Below are 19,433 nucleotides of genomic sequence, written 5' to 3' on the forward strand. Positions count from 1 at the left end.
GCAAGTTACCTACCCGTGTTAGCCAGTAGTGATCCGGGTGATCGCACAGCCATTGCGCCAGTGCGTCCCCCGTTCGTTTTCATAGCGCAGGTAGAGGGCGTAACCGTCCACCGGCTGGCTTTGGTCATGCACTGCTTCAATCTGACCATCATGCTCAAGATAAGCCTCCAGCTCGATGGCGATCACGGCGTTAATCATCTTCGGTCTCCTTGTCAGGGATGGGGTCACTCGCCACGGCATAGCCGCGATGAATGCAGATGCGTTGCAGGTCGGCCAGAAAGTTGGCCAGTACGCGGGGTTGTTCGGTGAGTGGCACGGGTCCTGCTTGACTGCGCCAGAAACAGCGACGTTCGGGGTCGATGCAGATTTCATCCCTCGGCTGGCTTATGGTGTGCCAGTCCTCAGCATTGGTGAGGGAGATCAGTTGCCACTGCACGCCAGACCAGCGCACTTGTAAGGTGACTGTGCTGGCTTGTTGGCTATCCGGTGTCAGGTGCAGCAGCCAACGCTGACCACTGCTGGTGGGTGTTATCTTGGCGTTGGTGGTGATTTGTCCCAACCACTGACGTGAGTAGTGGGAGAGCGCTAATTCTTGGCTCATCGTGTCCTCCTAATCTCCTGCGACCGTGACGCTGAAGCATTCCAACCGGCAGTAGGCAATGAAGTTGCTCTGCCAGATGTCGAACAATTCCCGCGCTTCGGCAAGCCGCAGCGGTCCCCAGCCCAGCATGGTGTGTTCTCCATCGAGGAAGTTGAAATCGAGCTCCTTGCAGAGCTCGGCATCATGGCCGAGCCCCTGGTAGCTGAAGCCGGTGACGTAATCGAACAACCAGCCATCGAGCCCACGGATCAGGCGGATCTCGACCGGGTGCACGCCGCCTTGCTCGGCGCTGTAGCTTGGGTTACGAAAGTTGAAGGTCAGTTGGGTTAAGCGCTCAAGGTTGAGCTCGGTTTTAGCGATTTCCTGGTTGAGCAGAACCAGCAATGAGTGATCAACGGGTAGGGCAAAGCCGTCCCGGAAAAAGGGAATGGTCATGGTGTTCTCCGAATAAAGGGTTGGGGTTAGCGCAGTCGCCAGGGCAGAAGCCAGGTTGGTAGCTTGTTCGTCAGCGGTGTGAGCAGTGTGGGGAGAGTCGGCTTGGTGGTGCGAATTGGCGGCAGGGGCGTTTGTGCAATCGTGATGGCTAGCAAGACGGTACACCACGCCTGGTCTACCTGCTCACTGTGGTGTACACCCTGGATACACCAGGTCACGAAGTGCTCGCAGTTGTTGAACTGCAGGTTGTAGGCCCGCTCTCCTAGCCGTTGATGCGCTCGCGCCAGGCTTTCGCTCGGACTGTAGTAACGGTGGCTGTATTCACGCAGGTAGCAGTCGCCATTGCCTGTAAATATCTCCAACGATGAGACAATAATCTGCCCAGTCACCGGGCCTTCACTCGAGAAAGGACCGGTATAGTGAATAACTTGGTTATTGCCCGCGTAGAGGCCGTGATGGTCGTAGCCCCATCGGCTTACGACCAGATGGTCACCAGGTTGCATGTCTGCTCCTTTTAGAAAACAAAAAGCCCGGTACGAGACCGCAATGCTGTTCACTTAAGAGAATTTGAGTTCCAGTCCACGTAGTATCAGGACAAAAAAGCGAGGGAGGCATGATGCCTCCCTCTTTCTATTGCAAGCCTCGCTGGATAAAGGCTGGAGGAAGATCGACTGGACACAGCCTTGCCCCCCCAACTCAAATCTAATTTATGAATAATCAGTCAAAAAAGTGTTTATCTGAACAGCATTGCGGTACGAGACCGGGCATAGCGAAGTGGAGTGGGCTCACTCGAAGGTGTAACCGGCATCTCCCCGGTCGGTATGAATAACCACCTCCAGTACTCGGCACAGCGGTGTTGACTTGAGGGTGAACCGAGTTTGCTGTCCAAAGTTCATCGCAACAGGGAACACCTGCTTGATGTACTCTGGTTTTAACCGGTCTTTACTGGCGAGACAGGTGCTCCATTTTACACGACCGCTGACACAATCATCACTCGGCACTTCCCGAACCAGCTGACACTGGCCACGGTTGATGGTGATGTCTTTAATCGTGACAGGGTCATTACGAGACACAACCTGCAGTACGCCCTGTTGTGCGCGCAGTTCAAAGTTCAAGGGGGCGGCGGCTGGCTCAGGCTCCGGAGCCGGAAAGGCACAACCAAAGGCCGCGTCCGTAGCGGCAGTTAGCGTCTCTTGTGCCCCAGCGACCGGCAGCTCAACGGTGCGGCCATCCTGGGTGATGGCTTGCAGCGACTTGGCTGAGCGCAGCGCGGCCCACATGTCATAGAACGCCTTACTGTCATTCCCTGCCACCATGCTGGATAGCGGGGGATAGGTATGGCCATCGATGCGTAGCCAAACGGTTTCAGTCGGTGCTTGGCCTGCTTGGTTGAGTTCGATGCGGCTAAGCTGGCCCATCCGGCACGAGAGATAGAGATAGGTTGAGTCATCAACCGTTGCCGAATACTCCGTCACCCCCTGACCCCAGCCATCGTTCCAACGGCCATGATCACCAAACGCCAGTACTGCGGGCGTCAGCAGTAAGCCCAGCAGGGCTATTATCCATTGATGCATCCCACACTCCTTACACGGCATAGCCGAGAATGTTGTTCATAAAGCCCTGAAAGGCGAAAAAGCCGATCAGCGCCCCGATGGCCTGTGGCCCCATCAGCCAAAACACTTTGGCCTTGAAGGTCTCGACAGCGCCGCTGGTCGAGATCCAGTCCGGGTGGGTAAAGCGGCGAAACCACTCCCCGATACACATGCCAACACCGGTAAAAAGCGTGCCGAACACGAAGGAGGCGGTTAGCCCCCAAAATCCAAGCCAGGGAGCTTTGCCGGTCCAGGCGATGTTGATGGTCAGGGCCAGAAAAAGCAGGCCCGCGATAACAAAGTAACGTTTCATGATGTCTCCTTATGGATAAAAATGACTTTTCATTTCCCGTGGCCATGCGGTGGTTGCACAGCGGGAAATGAGGGTTGTGGAGTATTGGTTGATGGATTTACTTTCGTTCTGAAATCCCACGCCAAAGTACCAATGTCAACCTATTTGGTTGATCCTCGCCTTTCAGAGTTCTTCATGTCAACAGGTCTATATCCAACCATACGAGTTGGTTGGAGGACTTATGACAGATATCAACTTTGAGCAGTTAGCCAAGAACGTGGGTAAGGCGATTGGGCGTCAGCGTAACCAGGCCGGGTTTACCCAGGAGCAGGTGGCTGAACACCTCAATATCGGGATGGAGGCTGTCTCCCGGATGGAGCGGGGGATTGTGGTGCCGACCGTGGTGCGGCTGGCGGAGCTCGCTCAACTGTTTGGTTGTGAGCTAGCCGACTTTCTGCGTGAGACCAGTAACCGCCCGACCGAGCAGGGTATTGTGCTGAGCCAGCAACTGGCCCGGCTTGATGATGCCGACCGAAGCCTGTTGCTGGAAACAGTGGAGCGGTTGGTAGATCGGTTGGCTCGTCCCCGCTGATCACCCGCCAGTTACTGGGGGAGGGGATGGGCTCCCTTTCCCCAATTTGTTGGTGAGTGGGCTCCTTCTTGGTTGTGGCCTCTGCGGTGTTCTGCTTGCTTGGCTTTGCGGTGCGTTAAGCGAGGTAGTCGCCACTGCATCAGCGTTACCATTCGCTGTCTCGTCGCTGTTAGCTTCGGGATAGAACTCCTCCAGCAGCATCGGCACCTCTTCATCGATATCCTCAAACTGGCCGTTACGCAGCAACTCGCGAGCAGCCTGCTCCATCTGCTTGATGGCCAAGCCTGCTTCTTGGTCACGCTGGGCCTCCTCCTGAGCCTGTCTGACTGCCTCGGTCAGGTTGGTTTCTTCCCGCAAGGTTAAATCCACGTAGTAGACCGGTGTACGGTAGGACTGGGTGGTGCTCTTGGCCCGCAACCGCAGGGTGAGCGGCAGATAGCGGGTATGGCCACCGCTCACAGCCTCTAGGTACTTCAGTCGCGCCGCCAGTGTGCGTACCGAGTTGTAGCCGGTGGTGCGGAAGATAAAGCTACCCAACTCATCCCCTTGCCCTTCCACAAACAGATTCAGTCGCCCGTACAGCTTGCAACCCTGTTGCCCGGCAAAGGCGCAGCGCTCTGGTCCAGGGCAGCTGACCTCCTCCATGCCTTGCGCCCCCACACGTCTCGCCACCTCCCCATTGCCGACACAGAGCGGCCTGCCGGTTTGCCGGTCAAACGCGCTGTATTCCGCCCGCAGATTCAAGTCGCTATCGTTGAACAGCACCCTCACTGGAATGGCGCGGATCTTGGTCTGCTCCTGCCCTTGGCCACTCTTTTGCGATGAATAGTGTTGATGCAGGGGATGGAGCAACCATCCCCCCTTTTGTTGTACCTGGGTGGTGAGGGTGAAGCTGTCGTCCTTCTCCGGCACCCACTTATCCTGTTTTTGCACCAGCTTGCCGATGCAGATCCGCCCGATCACGGGCGGGGTAATCGCCAGTCCTTTGATCATGGTGTTTGCCTCAAGGGTTGAATGGTGAAACGGCGCACGCCGGGCACCGGTTTGACGTAACGGGTGAGCAGGTCGGGATGATCCTGTCCGAGCTTATCCAGATCCGGAGCCAGCCGGTCTTTACTGCGTTTCCAAGTGATCTTGCCATCGGCAAACAACCCGGCTGTCGCTTCACCCAAAGTGGCTTGCAGCCGCTGCTTGAGCTGCGACTCCTGCAGCTCGACAGCTTCCTTCTGCTGACGCAAGCGCAGTAGCTCGCCAAACAGCTGGTTGAACTCGGGAGAATCGGAGAGATCCACCGTCTGGCCATCGTCACGCGGAAACAGCCAGCTCAGGGCATTGGCGGCATCACTGGATCCGTCAGGCTCTGGCTGCTGCTCTTGTTGCACCATCTGCCAGAACTGCGCTTCCCGCTCGGTGAGATCCTGGATCTTCTCCTCATCGCGCTCGATGCGGTAAATCCGAAAATCCTGGCCGCCGATGAGCACTGCCACCTCAGCCCAGGCATGGCCAGTGACGGCCAGCTGATGGAGCACCTGACACTGGTAAGCCACCGGCACTCCTTCCTCCCACTGGGGGGCGCTGTGATAGCTGGCGGTCTTGATCTCCAGAATGCCCGGCCCATCGGGGTGGCCGACTACCTCCCGATCGAGGTTGGCGAGCATGAAGGGTTGCTCGGGGTGTTGCAGCACTGCATTGACGCGGCGCACCTTGTAGCCTGTGCGCTTGGCATAGACCTGTGCCAGCACAGGTTCGAGCTCGATGCCCCACAGCACCGCTTCCTTATGGGAGATATCTTCCGGCTCCTTGCGACCAGTCTTCTCTAGCCACAGGCTGAGCGGACATTTGTAGGGGGATAGCCCCACTGCCACGGCGGCATCGGAAGAACCAATGCCGAGCTTGCGGATAGCGAGCCACTGCTCGCGGGTTAACTGGGTAGTAGAGGTCAGCCGCAGGGCTTGGCCGTATTTGGCTTTTGCTTTCATGACGACTCCTTGTTGACGGCATAAATGGCGACGCCCGGATTGGCTTGCGCCAGTCCGGGTGAGGTCGTTATGCGGTTTGAATGGGGAAGCGGAATTACTGCAGTAGGGTGAGGGCCTGATTCAGGGCTTGGGATTTGAGTTGGGCACCCTGACCGAACCAAGCGGAATCAAGCCGGTGATCTTGGCTGCGGGCACGGCGGTGGTGATCCACGTATTCGGTGACCGCATTGACCAGCCCCCAGGCGGTATTGCGAGAGCTGGCAGCTCTGAGCCCATACCCGCGCCCTGATAGAGCTCATGCAGCCGTTGTACCGGCTTGGTGAGAATGATGCTCTCCTCATCCAGCGGTTGCGCCAGCAAGTCGCTGAAAAAGCGTAGTGCCTCTTCGGGGGCGACTTGCCGTTGTGCCAGCGCCTTGGTCTGGACTTTGAACTCATCCCAATGGGAGAGCCCCAGTCCGAGCGACTCTTTGACGGTCGCCGCATCGAACTGAGTGGAGTGGGGCACCTTGATGGCGCCGGTAGCGCCACGCAGTGCCATCTGCAGGGTGTTGTTGCAGACCACCCGCAGAGACGTGAACTGCGCCGTGGTGCAGAGTGTGCCGTCGCAGCTGGTCGCCAACAGCAGATAGGACTTTACCAAGTCATTGCCTTTGAGTTTTAGATCCTGGCCGGTCTTGGCCAGTGCCCACAGCTTGCGGCCGCCTTTGAGCGAGCCCGCGGTCTCCAGCTCAAAGCCACCGGCCTCCACTAGGTCTTGATAGAAGTGCAGTACCTCGTGAGGCTGTACCACGTTGTAGCGGCTTGAGACCACCGACAGGGGGGCGAGGGTATCGGAGCGGTAAAGTACCTTGCTGTCGCTGTAGGGGCGAATATGCAGCGCATCGGAGGCGACGTTAAACATCACGTCGCTCTGCTCGATGGTCCAATCCATCCCGGCTGCCTGCAGCCAGATATCGAGAGATTGTTGCGGGGGCAAAATATTGCCAAGGCCATGCCAGGGCGTTTGACCGGTGTAGGCCATCGTATCGATCAGGTGAGCCATGAGAGATCTCCAATGAAAAAGGGACTGCACAGAGCAGTCCCTTGGGTAGGTTCATGGAGATAATATATAGCTGAAATTAATTCAAATGAGACTTATTTACTTGTCTGGTTTCTAGCTATGGAATGCAGCGCTGCTGCTGCACTGTGGTGTACAAATTAAAAGATTGGACTCAAAAGGAGGTACAGTTGGAGCGGGGAAAGAGAAGGGCCTATCAGATTTTAGATAGGCCCTTTTGATAACAATTATGCATGCCTAGCGCTGCCTAGTGTGTACGCAAAAGTGTACTCAAACTAATAATAGCTGCGCCATGCGGTTTTATGTAATTGAAAATAAACAATAATTTTATTTTAGACGTTGAACAGGAAGTTCATGATATCGCCATCTTTGACAATGTAATCTTTCCCTTCGGCGCGCATCTTGCCCGCTTCCTTGGCGCCTTGCTCACCCTTGTAGTTGATAAAGTCTTCAAAGGCGATGGTTTGGGCGCGAATAAAGCCTTTTTCAAAGTCGGTGTGGATCTTGCCAGCCGCTTGCGGGGCGGTGGCACCGACCGGAATAGTCCAGGCGCGTACCTCTTTCACACCGGCGGTGAAGTAGGTCTGCAGGTTGAGCAGCTGGTAACCGGAGCGGATAACGCGGTTCAGGCCCGGCTCTTCGATGCCAAGGTCAGCCATGAACTCGGCGCGATCTTCGTCGTCCAGTTCGGCGATGTCCGCTTCGATGGCGCAGCAGACCACGACCACGACAGCGTTCTCGGCGGCGGCGATTTCACGCACCTTGTCGAGGTAGGGGTTGTTCTCGAAGCCATCTTCCGCCACGTTGGCGATATACATGGTGGGTTTCAGGGTCAGGAAGTTGAGGTGGCTCACGGCGGCCAGCTCTTCTTTATCCAGCTTAAGACCACGGATCATCTGACCGTTTTCCAGCGCGACGCGGATCTTCTCCAGCACTTCCACTTCCAGCTTGGCATCCTTGTCGCCGCCTTTGGCGCGCTTGGACTGGCGGTGAATGGCGCGCTCGCAGGCGTCCAGATCCGACAGGGCCAGCTCGGTGTTGATCACTTCGATATCGTCAGCAGGGGAGACCTTGCCGGCAACGTGAATGATGTTTTCGTCATCGAAGCAGCGCACCACGTGGCCGATCGCTTCGGTTTCACGGATGTTGGCCAGGAACTGGTTGCCCAGACCTTCACCCTTGGAGGCGCCGGCAACCAGGCCTGCGATGTCCACAAATTCCATGGTGGTCGGCACAACGCGCTGCGGATTGATGATGGCAGCCAGCTGATCGAGGCGGGGATCCGGCATTGGGACCACACCGGTGTTCGGCTCGATGGTGCAGAACGGGAAGTTGGCGGCTTCGATACCGGCCTTGGTCAGCGCGTTGAACAGGGTGGATTTGCCTACATTGGGCAGGCCCACGATACCGCATTTAAAACCCATGGATTATTACCTTACTTGATGGATGCTGTGAGGCTCGCCCGCAGGCGGCCCGTGTCATGCTTTTATTCAGCCTTGAAGCTGTGCAGCCGATTCATGGCCTTGGTCATATCTTGTTTGAACAGGATATCGGTGGCGCGCAGAGACTCGTCCAGCGCGGCGTCGATCAGGTTCTGTTCACTGCTGGGGGCCTTGGTCAGGACGAAGCCGGCCACCTGCTCTTTGCTGCCGGGATGGCCGATCCCGAGACGCAGCCGGAAGAAGTTATTGTTGTTGCCCATCTTGGCGATGATGTCCTTGAGGCCGTTATGGCCACCATGACCACCACCTTGCTTGAACTTGGCGATGCCCGGCGGCAGATCAAGTTCGTCATGGGCCACCAGCATCGCTTCCGGCTCAATCTGATAAAAACGCGCCAGTGCGGCCACCGCCTTGCCAGAGAGGTTCATATAGGTGTTCGGGATGAGCAGCCGCACATCCTGCCCCTCGACCAGGATGCGGGCAGTATGGCCGAAGAACTTGGGTTCTTCACGCAGGCTGACATTGTGCCAGCGAGCCAGTTGCTCCACATACCAGGCGCCTGCATTGTGGCGGGTCTTGGCATATTCCGGGCCGGGGTTGCCCAGTCCGACGATCAGTTTGATTTCGCTTGTCACGCTTGATGTCTTCACTCGCAGCTGCCGTGGGCACACTACCCAGGGCAATAGGACGCAATATTCTAGCCGCCGAGTGGCGATCACTCAACCAATGCGCATGTTATGGCGGGATTTGCAGCATTATTGCGGCTAATGGGTGGCTAACTGTGGGCAAACGGGCCTCTTGCGTGAGGCCCGTTTCGGCTTACCGATGGAATGTGCCCGGTTGACTACAGTCGTTATTTGGCACGCAGCAGGGTGACGGTCTCTTCATCCAGTGCGGTCAGGGTGGGGCGGGCATCGCGCACATACTCCACGAAAGAAGCTGCATCGGTGCCACAATCCACACCGCTGGCCTTGCAATCGAGGGCCTGGTCCGGGGCATAGACGGCGCTCAGCAGCTCGCCGTTTTGTGCCACTTTCAGCACCGGGAAGGCGGTCAACTTGCCATTGACGCTGGCGATGTCGACCCGCTCGCTCTTCTGGCTCTGGGCATTGGCCAGAGCCTGCCAGCCATCGTTGCCGTTGGCGCTGTAGGCGTTCATCACCACCCGATAGCGCTGGTTATCCACCAGATCCTGCCACTCGCCGCTTGCGGTCTTGCGCTGCAACTGGGTCAGGGTGCCCGCCTTACCTGCATCGGTCTCCTGGAAGGTGTAACGCAGGTGGCCACCGTAGGGGAACTTGCCGGCATGGGCGCTGGCGGGCAGGGTGGCGGTGATGGTCTCGGTCAACAGGGCACGCACCTCGGCGCCGGTCAGGGTCAGCACCGAGAGCTGGTTCTTGAACGGCAGCAGGGTGAGGGCACTATCCCCCTCGCGCCACTCGCCAGCGGGCAGGTCGGCGCGCACGCCACCCACCGCCACCAGAGAAAAATCGACCGGGCCACCGGTCAGGGCTTGCACTGCTGGGGTATTGGCCCAGTAGAACTCCCCTTCGGCAACCAGCGGCACCACATCTGAGCCGTGGCTGTCACTGCCGTTGTCGCCGGGACGACGGGCATTTTGCAACTGGGCGGGAATGGTGCCGATCACCGGGCCGTAGGCTTGCTCCAGCGCCGGTTTGTAGTGGCTGTCGATGATACCGCGCAGGCGCGGATCTTCATCCACGGTCACCAGATTGGGCTGATTGTCGACAAACTGGCTCGCCTCTTTGCTGCGGGCATCGTCGAGCGCCTGCTTGCGCGCCGCATCGGCGAAGAAGTCGCGGCTGGCCAGCAGGCTGTTGTGCCCCTGGCAGCTGGTCACCTGACCCTGGCTGTCAAAGGTCACCTGGGCCAGACCAATGGCCTGGGCATAGGAGCCCGCCTGCACCACGCAGGTTTTGCCGATGCCATCCGGATTGGTCACCAGCTTGGCGTAATCGCCGGTCTTGCCCCAGCCGATATTGCGAAAATCGCCGAGCAGACTGTGGGAGTGGCCGCCGACGATGGCATCGAGGCCGTTCACCTTGGCCGCCAGCGCCAGATCCCGCTCGTTGCCGATGTGGGTGAGCGCCACGATCTGATGGATCCCCTTGGCTTGCAGCATATCCACCGTGGCCTGAGCTGAGGCGACCTCCTTGCCAAAGCGCAGCTTGCCGACGTTGGGGGCGATATTGCCCATGTCTTCCAGCACCAGACCGATGACGGCAACCAGTTGCTTGCCTTGCGGCAGGTTGTTGATGTCGGTGACCGGGCTCTTCTGGTTGCCGTCAAAGGCGTAGACCACGAAAGGCTTGAGGTTATCTGCCTTGCTGAGGGCCGGATCGGCCTTGGTGTCGAGGTTGGCGGCCAGCACCGGGAAGTTGACCCCCTCGATGAAGCGGGCCAGCTTCTGGTTATCCAGATCGAACTCGTGGTTGCCCAGCGCCATGGCATCGAGGCCAAATTGGCTCAGCAACTCGGCGTTGGCCATCCCCTCGTTGAGCTTGAAGTAGCCGCTGCCCTGCCAGGCATCGCCGCCGTGCAGCAGCAGCAAGGGCTGGTTCTTGGCCAGCGCATCGGCTTGATAGGCTTTCGCCATGGTCAGCAGACGCGGATAACCGCCAAAGCGGGTATAGAGGGTGTCCGTCTCCCCCTGCTGGGCAAAGATCTGCCCTTTGATCTCGGCATTGACCGGATCAAACTGGGAGTGGGTGTCGTTCATGTGAGCCAGAGTCAGCACGAAGGGGTGGTTCTCTTTGACGGGCTGACAGGCGAACAGGGCGGAGGTGAGGGTCGCGAGCAGGAGGGGACGCAAGCAATTCATGGGTAAATCCTTAAGCCTGCCGGGGCAGGGTCGTACCAGATAGCAGAAGTTGGAAAGAGAAGGTCCAGAAAGACGAAAACCGCCTGATGGCGGTTTTCGTTATTGCTGAATCTATCAATGCTCAAACATGGCAGAGATGGACTCTTCGTTGCTGATGCGACGAATGGCTTCGGCCAGCACAGTTGACAGCGTCAGCTGCTTGACCTTGCCTACCGCTTTCATCTCCGCAGTGAGCGGGATGGAGTCGGTGATGATCAGCTCGTCGATCACGGAGTTCTTGATGTTCTCGACGGCAGAACCGGAGAAGACCGGGTGAGTGGCGTAAGCGAATACACGCTTGGCACCGCGCTCTTTCAGGGCCTCTGCGGCTTTGCACAGGGTGCCGCCGGTGTCGATCATGTCATCAACGATGATGCAGTCGCGGCCGGCAACGTCACCGATCAGGTGCATGACCTGGGAGACGTTCGGGCGGGGACGGCGCTTGTCGATGATGGCGATGTCGGTGTCATCCAGCAGCTTGGCGATAGCGCGGGCACGCACTACGCCACCGATGTCCGGGGAGACGACGACAGGAGACTCGAGGTTCTTGGCCTTCATGTCTTCCAGCAGCACCGGGCTACCGAACACGTTGTCTACCGGAACGTCGAAGAAACCCTGGATTTGCTCGGCATGCAGGTCAACGGTCAGCACGCGATCCACACCGACGCTGGAGAGGAAGTCAGCGACAACCTTGGCGGTGATAGGTACACGGGCGGAGCGGACGCGGCGGTCCTGACGGGCATAACCAAAGTAGGGAATAACGGCAGTGATACGGCCAGCTGAAGCACGACGCAGTGCATCTACCATGACGATCAATTCCATCAAATTGTCGTTGGTCGGGGCACAGGTGGATTGAATGATGAAGATATCGCCACCACGTACATTCTCATTGATCTGTACGCTGATCTCGCCGTCGCTAAAGCGACCTACGGCAGCATTGCCGAGTTTGATAAACAGGCGATCTGCGATCTTCTGGGCTAGTTCCGGCGTTGCGTTACCAGCAAACAGCTTCATGTCAGGCACGGTTTGAAACCTCGGGGTTGCATCCAGTATGTGGGGGAGTCTGAAATCAGACCCTATCGTTTTGGGGCAAACGATTTATCAAGATAACGTACAAGGCGTCTGCTGCCCAATGAATGATTGTGATGATACCGGTAACCCGAATCCGTGGCCGAGAGCAAAACCGGCCACGAATATCATCACAAGCTTTTGACTGGACTGAATTGGCTGCGTCCCAAGGGTTTACTCTGGGCGCGATGACCAGATCAAAGATCTGTCATCGTTTATCACAGCTAATTACCGATGCTCGAAAATTGGCTGGGGTACTAGGATTCGAACCTAGGAATGGCGAGATCAAAACCCGCTGCCTTACCGCTTGGCGATACCCCAATCATTTGAACTGTTGCAATGTGGAGAAGAGAGGTGATATGTTCTCGCCCTTGGCGACAAACCCATCAAGTCCCTTCGGCACGCAGGCCAACACTTCCCGAGCAGTCACTTCGTCTTCAAATTGAGCAAAGACGCAGGCTCCTGTGCCCGTCATTCTTGACGGCGCGTATTCTAGCAACCAGCCGAGCGCATTGGCAACCTCGGGGTGGCGCTTTTTCACCAGTGATTCGCAATCGTTTTTCCACTCGCCTTCCAGCAGGTTGTCCAGCGCCATTTTTGGCGTGGCTCTCGGCAGGTCCGGATCCTGGAACACCGCCGCGGTCGCCACATGGCAATCGGGTTTGAGCACCAGATACCAGGCATCGGGCAGTTCGACCGGTTGCAATCGCTCACCGACCCCTTCGGCAAAGGCGGCCTTGCCACGGACAAACACCGGCACATCGGCCCCCAGCTGGACGCCAAGTTGTGCCAGTTCATCTTCGCTCAAACCCGCCTGCCAGAGGTGGTTAAGCGCCACCAGCGTGGTTGCGGCATCGGACGATCCGCCGCCAATACCGCCCCCCATGGGCAACACTTTTTCCAGCCGGATATGGGCCCCCTGCGGGCTCGACAGGGTTGCCTGCAGCAGGCGGGCGGCACGGATGATGAGGTTCTGATCATCCGGTACCCCGGGAATGGCCGGGCTTAGGGTGAGTGTGTCGCTATCAGGAATCACCTCGAACTCGAGCCAGTCGCTGTGGTTGAGGAAGATAAACAGGGTCTGCAGCTCGTGATAGCCATCGGGACGACGGCCATTGACGTGTAAAAACAGGTTGAGTTTGGCCGGTGCCGGCCAGCGTGTGGAAGCCATTAACGTGCAAGAGTCCATTGGTTAATCTGAAGCTTGAGGCGGCTGTTCTGGCCGGTCATGGTCAGCTGGTGCGGCAGGCGGTAGCCATCCTGATCCCGATAATCGCCATAGACGATCTGCCACTGGCCGTCACGCACGCTGGCCAGACTGTTGTCGGGGTTGAGTTCAAACTCCGCCTGACCCGGCAGCCCCTTGATCCACTCCGGCAATCCGGCGACCGGAATATTCCAGCCGGTGAGCTGATAGATCAGCGCTTCGGCATCCTGGCTCTGGTGGCGATTGCCGTCGCTGTCGAGCAGGGTGATCTCCCCCTTGCTGCGTGAGAGCTCCAGAATGCTGGTGCCAATCAGGCTGGTGAGGTTGAGGCGATAATCCTCGCCATCCTGCTGCCAGTTGAGGCGAGCACTGCCCTTTTGCTGGGGGGTGATGATGGCCATCTTGCCGGAGAGCTCCCAATGTGTGAGCTGTTCGAGGCGGGCCCGCTCCTGGTTCCAGTTCACCTGGTCACGCTGGGGCTGGGTGGTGGCACAACCGGCCAGCAACAGCAGGCAGGTGAGGGTAAAAATACGTAGCAGCAAGAGACGGCTCCTGAGAGAGGAATTTGCCACAGTATACGGGGCGGCCGTATTGCTTTTAAAGACTTACCCTTTCTCGTACAATTGGCAGCCTTTGCACCCAGCGTAAGAAATGATCGTCGCCCACTCATGAGTTTGCTTGCCCTCGGAATCAACCACAACACCGCCAGTGTCGCCTTGCGGGAACGGGTCGCCTTTGGCCCGGACTGCATCGATCGCGCCTTGCGTGAGCTGGTGAGCCAACCCGGTGTCAGTGAGGCGGTGATCGTCTCTACCTGCAACCGCACCGAGCTTTACTGCAATCTGGATGGTGAGCAGCAGGGTGAAGTGTTGCGTTGGCTGCAGCAATTCCACGGGCTGGACGCGGCCGAATTGGTCAATGCTATCTATCAGCACCATGACGAAGAGGCGGTGCGCCACCTGATGCGGGTGGCATGCGGCCTTGACTCGCTGGTGCTGGGAGAGCCGCAGATCCTGGGGCAGATCAAGCAATCCTACGGCCACGCCCAGCAGTCTGAATCCCTCAAGGGGACGCTGGAGCGGCTGTTCCAGAAATCCTTCTCGGTGGCCAAACGGGTGCGCACCGATACCGAGATTGGCGCCAGTGCGGTGTCGGTGGCGTTTGCCGCCGTCAGCCTGGGTCGGCGGATCTTCTCCGATCTCTCCCAGACCAAGGTACTGCTGGTCGGGGCGGGGGAGACCATCGAACTGGTGGCCCGCCACCTGCGCGAGCAGAACGTCACCAAGATGATGGTGGCGAACCGCACCTTGCAGCGCGCTCAGACCCTGGCGGCCGAATTCGGCGCCCAGGTGATGACGCTGGAAGAGATCCCCGACTATCTGCACGAGGCGGATATCGTCATCAGTTCGACGGCGAGCCCGCTGCCCATCATCGGCAAGGGGATGGTGGAGCGCGCCCTCAAGGCCCGCCGCTTCAAGCCGATGTTTCTGGTGGATATTGCCGTACCGCGCGACATCGAAGCCGAAGTCGATGAGCTCTCCGATGCTTATCTCTACACGGTGGATGATCTGCAGGGGATCATCGAGCAGAATCTGGAGACCCGCAAACGGGCCGCGGCACAAGCCGAGGTAATCGTGCAGGAGGAGCGCGACGAGTTCATGGGCTGGTATCGCGGCCAGAGCTCGGTCGATCTCATTCGCGACTATCGCCATCAATCCCAACAGGTGGCTGACGAAGAGTTGCAACGGGCCCTGCTGGCACTGGCCCAGGGCGAGAGTGCCGAACAGGCGCTCAAGGCGATGGCCCATCGCCTCACCAACAAATTGATCCACGCGCCGACCCAGGCGTTGCGCCAGGCTGCCTCCCGGGGGGATCAGAGCGAGCTCTCCCGCTTGCGGCAGGCGCTGGGGTTGTCACAAGAGCCATAATTTTCGGGCAACCTGCCGGTTGTCCCGTCCTCCATTGAGAATGCAAGAGTTATGAATCCGTCACTGATCAGAAAGCTGGAAGGCCTCATCGAGCGCCACGAAGAAGTACAGGCCATGCTCGGCGAGCCGGACGTGGTCTCGGATCAGGATCGCTACCGCGCCCTGACCCGTGAATATGCCCAGCTGGAAGATATCGTTCACGCTTTCCAGCGTTATCGTCAGGCGCAGGATGATCTGGAGACCACCCAGATGATGCTGGATGAGGACGATGCCGACCTGCGCGAGATGGCGCAGGAGGAGCTACCGCTCGCCAAGGCCAATCTGGAGGCGCTGGAGCAGGAGCTGCAGGTGATGCTGCTGCCCAAGGATCCCAAGGATGACAACAACTGCTATCTGGAGATCCGCGCCGGTGCCGGTGGCGACGAAGCGGCCATCTTTGCCGGTGACCTGTTCCGCATGTATTCAAGGTTTGCCGAGCGTCAGGGCTGGCGCGTCTCCATCGTCAGCTGCAACGACGGTGAATACGGTGGCTACAAGGAGGTGATCGCCAAGATCGACGGCGAGCGCGTCTATGGCCGTCTCAAGTTTGAATCCGGTGGCCACCGGGTACAGCGGGTGCCGGAGACCGAATCTCAGGGTCGGGTGCACACCTCCGCCTGTACCGTCGCCGTGCTGCCGGAAGTGCCGGAAGCCGAGCAGATCGAGATCAACCCTTCCGACTTGAAGATCGACACCTTCCGTGCCTCCGGTGCCGGTGGTCAGCACGTCAACAAGACCGACTCGGCCATTCGCATCACCCACCTGCCGACCGGGCTGGTGGTGGAGTGTCAGGACGAGCGCTCCCAGCACAAGAACCGCGCCAAGGCGATGTCGGTGCTCTCCGCCCGCCTGCAAGCGGCCGAGGATGAGCGCCACCGCGCCGCCGAGCAGAGCACCCGCCGCAATCTGGTGGGCTCCGGCGATCGCTCCGAGCGTATCCGCACCTACAACTACCCGCAGGGCCGTCTCTCCGAGCACCGCATCAACCTGACCCTGTACCGTCTCTCCGAGATCCTGGAAGGGGATCTGGACTGCATCATCATGCCGCTGGTGCAGGAGTATCAGGCCGATCAGCTCGCCTCGTTGGCCGAGAGCAACTGATGCGGATGGTGAACCGGCAAGCTCGCATTAACTACTGTGCCCATAAGGCGGTGTGTCACTGATGCAGATCCAGCAGGCCCGCGCCCATATCATGACCGTATTGGCTGGCGGGGAATCCCCCCGCGCCGACGCCGATGTGCTGCTCTGCCATCTGCTCGATTGCCGTCGCAGCTATCTGATGACCTGGCCCGAGCGCGAACTGGATGCCGCCCAGCTGGCGACCCTGCAGGGGTGGCTGGCACGCCGACTGGCGGGCGAACCCATTGCCCATCTGGTGGGCGAGCGGGAGTTCTGGTCGCTGCCCCTCAAAGTGAGTCCGGCGACCCTGATCCCGCGTCCCGATACCGAGGTGCTGGTCGAGCAGGCGCTGACTAAAATCCCGCAGGGGCCTTGCGCCGTGCTGGATCTGGGCACCGGCACCGGCGCCATAGCGCTGGCGCTCAAATCCGAGCGGCCTGAGGTCGATGTATGGGCGGTGGAGCGGATGGCGGATGCCGCGGCGCTGGCCCGTGAAAACAGCGTCGCGCTGGGATTGCCCATCGAGGTGCGCGACGGCAGCTGGTTCGAGCCGCTGAGCGAGCCGGATCGCGACAAGACGCCCCGTTTTGCGGTGATTGTCTCCAATCCCCCCTATATTGATGGCGCCGATCCCCATCTCGAGCAGGGGGATGTGCGCTTTGAGCCTCGCTCGGCGCTGGTTGCCGATGACGCCGGGCTGGCCGATATCCGCCACATCGTGGCCCATGCCCCCACTTATCTGCTGACCGATGGCTGGTTGTTGCTGGAGCATGGCTGGGATCAGGGGGCGTCGGTGCGTCAGTTGCTGCGCGATGGCGGCTACCGTGAGGTAGACACGGTACGCGATTACGGGGATAACGACAGGGTGACGCTGGGCCTCTGCCCGCTACGTTGATGGCCCCCCTCACTGTTACTGTTACACGGTGGGTTGCCTGTGCGCCCCCATGCAAGGATTGAATATGGTTTTTGTGCTCAAACACCTGCACCTCACCCTGATTGCCGGGGCTGTGTTGATGTTTATGCTTCGCTTCTACTGGGTACAGACCGCCACTGGCCGTGCCTACAGCGCGCCGGTGATCAAGGTCAGCGGCTGGCTCAACGGACTGGTGGTGCTCTCCGGCGTATTGCTCTGCATGGTGCTGGATCTCAACCCGATCAATAACGGAACGCCCTGGCTCAGCGAGAAGCTGATGGCCATTCTGGTGCTGGTATTTCTGGCGGCGATGGCGCTGCGGCTGGCCAAAAGCAATCTGGTGCGCTGGTGCTCCTTTTTGGGGGCGCTCGGCTGGATCTACTTTATTGCCAAGTTGGCAGTGCTCAAACAGACGAGTGTGTTCGGCTAAGGCATGAAGAGAATGTTACACATAGACGAATGGACCGATTTCGAGGCCCACGACATCACCGAGCTGGCGTTGTCAGTCAGCGATGAGATTTATGGCTCGGCCGAGCAGGGGATCCGCGAGCTGAACCTGCTGGACGAGTGGCTGGACGAACAGATCGAAGAGGGCTCCTGCGACGAGGTGCGTCAGCAGTTGCTGCAAGGCTTCTACCACAGCCTCGGTTTTCACGGCGACTGGCAGGATTACTTCTCGGCCAACAACTGCGACCTCAATCAGGTGCTGGTTCAGCGCAAGGGGATCCCGGTCAGCCTCGGCATTCTCATCATCCAGCTGGGGCGCAAACTCGGGCTCGATGTGGAGGGGATCTGCTTCCCCGGCCACTTTCTGGTGAGCTTTGCCGGTGGCGAGGGGGAGGTCTATGTCGATCCCTTTACCGGCGACGAGCTGAGTCTGGCCCGCATCGAGTTGCTGCTGCGCGGCGCGCTGGGGGATTTGGCGACCCTCACCCCCGATTACCTGCAGCCCTCCGGCCAGTGGGAGATCATCGAACGGTTGCTCAACGTCAGCAAGGGTGCCCTGCTGCGGGAAGATCGCATGCCCGAGGCGCTGCGTTGCAGCGAGCTGTTGCTGCGGATGAAACCCGGCGATCCGTTGGAAACGCGGGATCGCGGTTTTATCTACGAGCAGCTCGACTGTCCGCGCCAGGCCGCCGATGATTTTGAATATTTTATTGAACAATGCCCGGACGATCCGGTTGCCGATGTGCTGAAAGTGCAGCTGGCCGCGCTGGATCTTAGCCCCAAGCCCCTCCATTAAGGACGGCTTGAAACTAAAACAGAAGAATATCAAGGCCGCTGCGTCCGGTCGCAACGGATTAACTTGGCCCCAAGCCCCTCCATTAAGGACGGCTTGAAACTAAAACAGAAGAATATCAAGGCCGCTGTGCCCGGCTGCAACGGACTAACTTGGCTTCAGGCCCTTTCATTAAGGATCTCTTAGATGGAACAGAAGAATATCAAGATCAACCAGATCGACGTTGCCAATGACAAACCGTTCGTGCTGTTTGGCGGCATGAACGTGCTGGAATCCCGCGACATGGCGATGGCGGTGTGCGAGAAGTACGTGGAAGTGACCAGCAAGCTGGGCATCCCGTTTGTCTTCAAGGCGAGCTGGGACAAGGCCAACCGCTCCTCCATCCACTCCTACCGCGGTCCGGGTCTGGAAGAGGGGATGAAGATTTTCCAGGAGCTGAAAGCGACCTTCGGCATGCCGGTGATCTCCGATCTGCATGAGCCCCATCAGGCCAAGCCGGTCGCCGAGGTGGTTGACGTTATCCAGCTGCCCGCCTTCCTGGCACGCCAGACCGATCTGGTGGAAGCCATGGCCCGTACCGGCAACGTCATCAACATCAAGAAGCCGCAGTTCCTCAGCCCAAGTCAGATGAAGAACATCACCGACAAGTTCGAGGAGTGCGGCAACGATCAGCTGATCCTGTGCGAGCGCGGTGCCAACTTCGGCTACGACAACCTGGTGGTGGACATGCTGGGCCTGGGCGTGATGAAGAAGAGCACCGGCGGCTACCCGGTGATCTTTGACGTGACCCACTCCCTGCAGTGCCGCGATCCGCTGGGGGCGGCCTCCGGTGGTCGTCGCGAGCAGGTGACCGAGCTGGCACGTGCCGGTATGGCGGTCGGTCTGGCCGGTCTCTTTATCGAATCCCACCCGGATCCGAAAATTGCCCGCTGTGATGGCCCGAGCGCCCTGCCGCTGGAGAAGCTGGAAGGCTTCCTCAAACAGATGAAGGCCATCGATGACCTGATCAAGGGCTTCGAACCCCTCGATACCTCGGTCTGATCCCG

The 19,433-nt window shown here is 58.9% G+C and carries 21 protein-coding genes, 1 tRNA gene and 1 pseudogene; 7 read left to right on the top strand and 16 right to left on the bottom strand.

What is annotated here, in order from left to right; genetic code table 11:
* Positions 1-18: 18 nt before the first annotated feature.
* From NMD14_05955 to NMD14_05980, 6 genes are all read right to left on the bottom strand, one after another.
* The gene (locus NMD14_05955; protein XEI33953.1) at positions 19-198 is read right to left on the bottom strand and encodes a hypothetical protein; all 180 of its coding nucleotides are present in this window, start codon (positions 196-198) and stop codon (positions 19-21) included.
* Positions 191-601, bottom strand: a complete 411-nt coding sequence (locus NMD14_05960; protein XEI33954.1) for a hypothetical protein — start codon at positions 599-601, stop codon at positions 191-193. Before NMD14_05960 ends, NMD14_05955 begins: the two co-directional genes overlap by 8 nt.
* A gap of 9 nt (positions 602-610) precedes the next feature.
* Complete coding sequence (locus NMD14_05965; protein ID XEI33955.1) at positions 611-1,036, bottom strand: DUF2787 domain-containing protein; 426 nt, start codon at positions 1,034-1,036, stop codon at positions 611-613.
* Positions 1,037-1,062: 26 nt separating this feature from the next.
* Positions 1,063-1,539: a lecithin retinol acyltransferase family protein gene (locus NMD14_05970; GenBank protein XEI33956.1), complete on the bottom strand. Its 477-nt coding sequence runs from the start codon at positions 1,537-1,539 to the stop codon at positions 1,063-1,065.
* 282 nt (positions 1,540-1,821) lie between these two features.
* The gene (locus NMD14_05975) at positions 1,822-2,610 is read right to left on the bottom strand and encodes a hypothetical protein (protein XEI33957.1); all 789 of its coding nucleotides are present in this window, start codon (positions 2,608-2,610) and stop codon (positions 1,822-1,824) included.
* A gap of 10 nt (positions 2,611-2,620) precedes the next feature.
* The gene (locus NMD14_05980; protein ID XEI33958.1) at positions 2,621-2,941 is read right to left on the bottom strand and encodes a hypothetical protein; all 321 of its coding nucleotides are present in this window, start codon (positions 2,939-2,941) and stop codon (positions 2,621-2,623) included.
* Positions 2,942-3,161: 220 nt separating this feature from the next.
* Between NMD14_05980 and NMD14_05985 the strand changes: the two genes are divergently transcribed.
* Positions 3,162-3,512 carry a helix-turn-helix domain-containing protein gene (locus tag NMD14_05985; protein ID XEI33959.1) on the top strand — a complete coding sequence of 117 codons (351 nt, stop codon included), beginning with the start codon at positions 3,162-3,164 and terminating at the stop codon, positions 3,510-3,512.
* On the opposite strand, the gene NMD14_05990 is transcribed toward NMD14_05985, so the two are convergent.
* From NMD14_05990 to lolB, 10 genes and pseudogenes are all read right to left on the bottom strand, one after another.
* Positions 3,513-4,505, bottom strand: coding sequence for a hypothetical protein (locus NMD14_05990; GenBank protein XEI33960.1), 993 nt, complete (start codon positions 4,503-4,505; stop codon positions 3,513-3,515).
* A complete protein-coding gene (locus tag NMD14_05995; GenBank protein ID XEI33961.1) occupies positions 4,502-5,491 on the bottom strand; it encodes a YqaJ viral recombinase family protein in 990 nt (329 codons plus the stop codon). Before NMD14_05995 ends, NMD14_05990 begins: the two co-directional genes overlap by 4 nt.
* A gap of 94 nt (positions 5,492-5,585) precedes the next feature.
* Positions 5,586-6,535: pseudogene (locus tag NMD14_06000) on the bottom strand (DUF932 domain-containing protein).
* Between the two features lie 347 nt (positions 6,536-6,882).
* Entirely contained in the window at positions 6,883-7,974 is a 1,092-nt protein-coding gene (gene ychF, locus NMD14_06005; protein XEI33962.1) for a redox-regulated ATPase YchF, read from the bottom strand.
* A 62-nt stretch (positions 7,975-8,036) separates the two neighbouring features.
* A complete protein-coding gene (pth, locus tag NMD14_06010; GenBank protein XEI33963.1) occupies positions 8,037-8,627 on the bottom strand; it encodes an aminoacyl-tRNA hydrolase in 591 nt (196 codons plus the stop codon).
* 218 nt (positions 8,628-8,845) lie between these two features.
* Positions 8,846-10,834 (bottom strand): bifunctional metallophosphatase/5'-nucleotidase, encoded by a 1,989-nt coding sequence (locus tag NMD14_06015; GenBank protein ID XEI33964.1) that lies wholly within the window; start codon positions 10,832-10,834, stop codon positions 8,846-8,848.
* Between the two features lie 114 nt (positions 10,835-10,948).
* Positions 10,949-11,896, bottom strand: a complete 948-nt coding sequence (locus tag NMD14_06020) for a ribose-phosphate pyrophosphokinase (protein ID XEI33965.1) — start codon at positions 11,894-11,896, stop codon at positions 10,949-10,951.
* Between the two features lie 291 nt (positions 11,897-12,187).
* Positions 12,188-12,262: transfer RNA gene (locus NMD14_06025), tRNA-Gln, on the bottom strand.
* Position 12,263: 1 nt separating this feature from the next.
* On the bottom strand, positions 12,264-13,112 hold the full coding sequence (gene ispE, locus NMD14_06030) for a 4-(cytidine 5'-diphospho)-2-C-methyl-D-erythritol kinase (GenBank protein XEI33966.1): 849 nt from the start codon (positions 13,110-13,112) through the stop codon (positions 12,264-12,266).
* A complete protein-coding gene (gene lolB / locus NMD14_06035; GenBank protein ID XEI33967.1) occupies positions 13,112-13,690 on the bottom strand; it encodes a lipoprotein insertase outer membrane protein LolB in 579 nt (192 codons plus the stop codon). Before lolB ends, ispE begins: the two co-directional genes overlap by 1 nt.
* A 126-nt stretch (positions 13,691-13,816) precedes the next feature.
* Between lolB and hemA the strand changes: the two genes are divergently transcribed.
* From hemA to kdsA, 6 genes are all read left to right on the top strand, one after another.
* Positions 13,817-15,076 carry a glutamyl-tRNA reductase gene (gene hemA, locus NMD14_06040; protein ID XEI33968.1) on the top strand — a complete coding sequence of 420 codons (1,260 nt, stop codon included), beginning with the start codon at positions 13,817-13,819 and terminating at the stop codon, positions 15,074-15,076.
* 51 nt (positions 15,077-15,127) lie between these two features.
* Complete coding sequence (gene prfA, locus NMD14_06045; protein ID XEI33969.1) at positions 15,128-16,216, top strand: peptide chain release factor 1; 1,089 nt, start codon at positions 15,128-15,130, stop codon at positions 16,214-16,216.
* 61 nt (positions 16,217-16,277) lie between these two features.
* On the top strand, positions 16,278-17,129 hold the full coding sequence (gene prmC / locus NMD14_06050) for a peptide chain release factor N(5)-glutamine methyltransferase (GenBank protein XEI33970.1): 852 nt from the start codon (positions 16,278-16,280) through the stop codon (positions 17,127-17,129).
* Positions 17,130-17,193: 64 nt separating this feature from the next.
* The gene (locus NMD14_06055; GenBank protein ID XEI33971.1) at positions 17,194-17,577 is read left to right on the top strand and encodes a SirB2 family protein; all 384 of its coding nucleotides are present in this window, start codon (positions 17,194-17,196) and stop codon (positions 17,575-17,577) included.
* Positions 17,578-17,589: 12 nt separating this feature from the next.
* Positions 17,590-18,390, top strand: a complete 801-nt coding sequence (locus tag NMD14_06060) for a tetratricopeptide repeat protein (GenBank protein XEI33972.1) — start codon at positions 17,590-17,592, stop codon at positions 18,388-18,390.
* A 183-nt stretch (positions 18,391-18,573) separates the two neighbouring features.
* The gene (gene kdsA / locus NMD14_06065) at positions 18,574-19,428 is read left to right on the top strand and encodes a 3-deoxy-8-phosphooctulonate synthase (protein XEI33973.1); all 855 of its coding nucleotides are present in this window, start codon (positions 18,574-18,576) and stop codon (positions 19,426-19,428) included.
* The last annotated feature ends 5 nt before the right edge of the window (positions 19,429-19,433 follow it).

Origin of the sequence: Aeromonas veronii, assembly GCA_041319085.1 — a bacterium.
GTDB classification, from domain to species: Bacteria; Pseudomonadota; Gammaproteobacteria; order Enterobacterales; family Aeromonadaceae; genus Aeromonas; species Aeromonas veronii_F.

Bases quoted from the DNA above. Each gene is read 5' to 3' on its own strand.
- NMD14_05995 (XEI33961.1), bottom strand. From the start codon at position 5,491: ATGAAAGCAAAAGCCAAATACGGCCAAGCCCTGCGGCTGACCTCTACT.
- NMD14_05960 (XEI33954.1), bottom strand. From the start codon at position 601: ATGAGCCAAGAATTAGCGCTCTCCCACTACTCACGTCAGTGGTTGGGA.
- NMD14_05990 (XEI33960.1), bottom strand. From the start codon at position 4,505: ATGATCAAAGGACTGGCGATTACCCCGCCCGTGATCGGGCGGATCTGC.
- ychF (XEI33962.1), bottom strand. From the start codon at position 7,974: ATGGGTTTTAAATGCGGTATCGTGGGCCTGCCCAATGTAGGCAAATCC.
- ispE (XEI33966.1), bottom strand. From the start codon at position 13,112: ATGGCTTCCACACGCTGGCCGGCACCGGCCAAACTCAACCTGTTTTTA.
- NMD14_06055 (XEI33971.1), top strand. From the start codon at position 17,194: ATGGTTTTTGTGCTCAAACACCTGCACCTCACCCTGATTGCCGGGGCT.
- prmC (XEI33970.1), top strand. From the start codon at position 16,278: ATGCAGATCCAGCAGGCCCGCGCCCATATCATGACCGTATTGGCTGGC.
- NMD14_05965 (XEI33955.1), bottom strand. From the start codon at position 1,036: ATGACCATTCCCTTTTTCCGGGACGGCTTTGCCCTACCCGTTGATCAC.
- NMD14_06015 (XEI33964.1), bottom strand. From the start codon at position 10,834: ATGAATTGCTTGCGTCCCCTCCTGCTCGCGACCCTCACCTCCGCCCTG.
- hemA (XEI33968.1), top strand. From the start codon at position 13,817: ATGAGTTTGCTTGCCCTCGGAATCAACCACAACACCGCCAGTGTCGCC.
- kdsA (XEI33973.1), top strand. From the start codon at position 18,574: ATGGAACAGAAGAATATCAAGATCAACCAGATCGACGTTGCCAATGAC.
- NMD14_05985 (XEI33959.1), top strand. From the start codon at position 3,162: ATGACAGATATCAACTTTGAGCAGTTAGCCAAGAACGTGGGTAAGGCG.
- NMD14_06060 (XEI33972.1), top strand. From the start codon at position 17,590: ATGTTACACATAGACGAATGGACCGATTTCGAGGCCCACGACATCACC.
- prfA (XEI33969.1), top strand. From the start codon at position 15,128: ATGAATCCGTCACTGATCAGAAAGCTGGAAGGCCTCATCGAGCGCCAC.
- NMD14_05980 (XEI33958.1), bottom strand. From the start codon at position 2,941: ATGAAACGTTACTTTGTTATCGCGGGCCTGCTTTTTCTGGCCCTGACC.
- NMD14_05955 (XEI33953.1), bottom strand. From the start codon at position 198: ATGATTAACGCCGTGATCGCCATCGAGCTGGAGGCTTATCTTGAGCAT.
- NMD14_05975 (XEI33957.1), bottom strand. From the start codon at position 2,610: ATGCATCAATGGATAATAGCCCTGCTGGGCTTACTGCTGACGCCCGCA.
- NMD14_05970 (XEI33956.1), bottom strand. From the start codon at position 1,539: ATGCAACCTGGTGACCATCTGGTCGTAAGCCGATGGGGCTACGACCAT.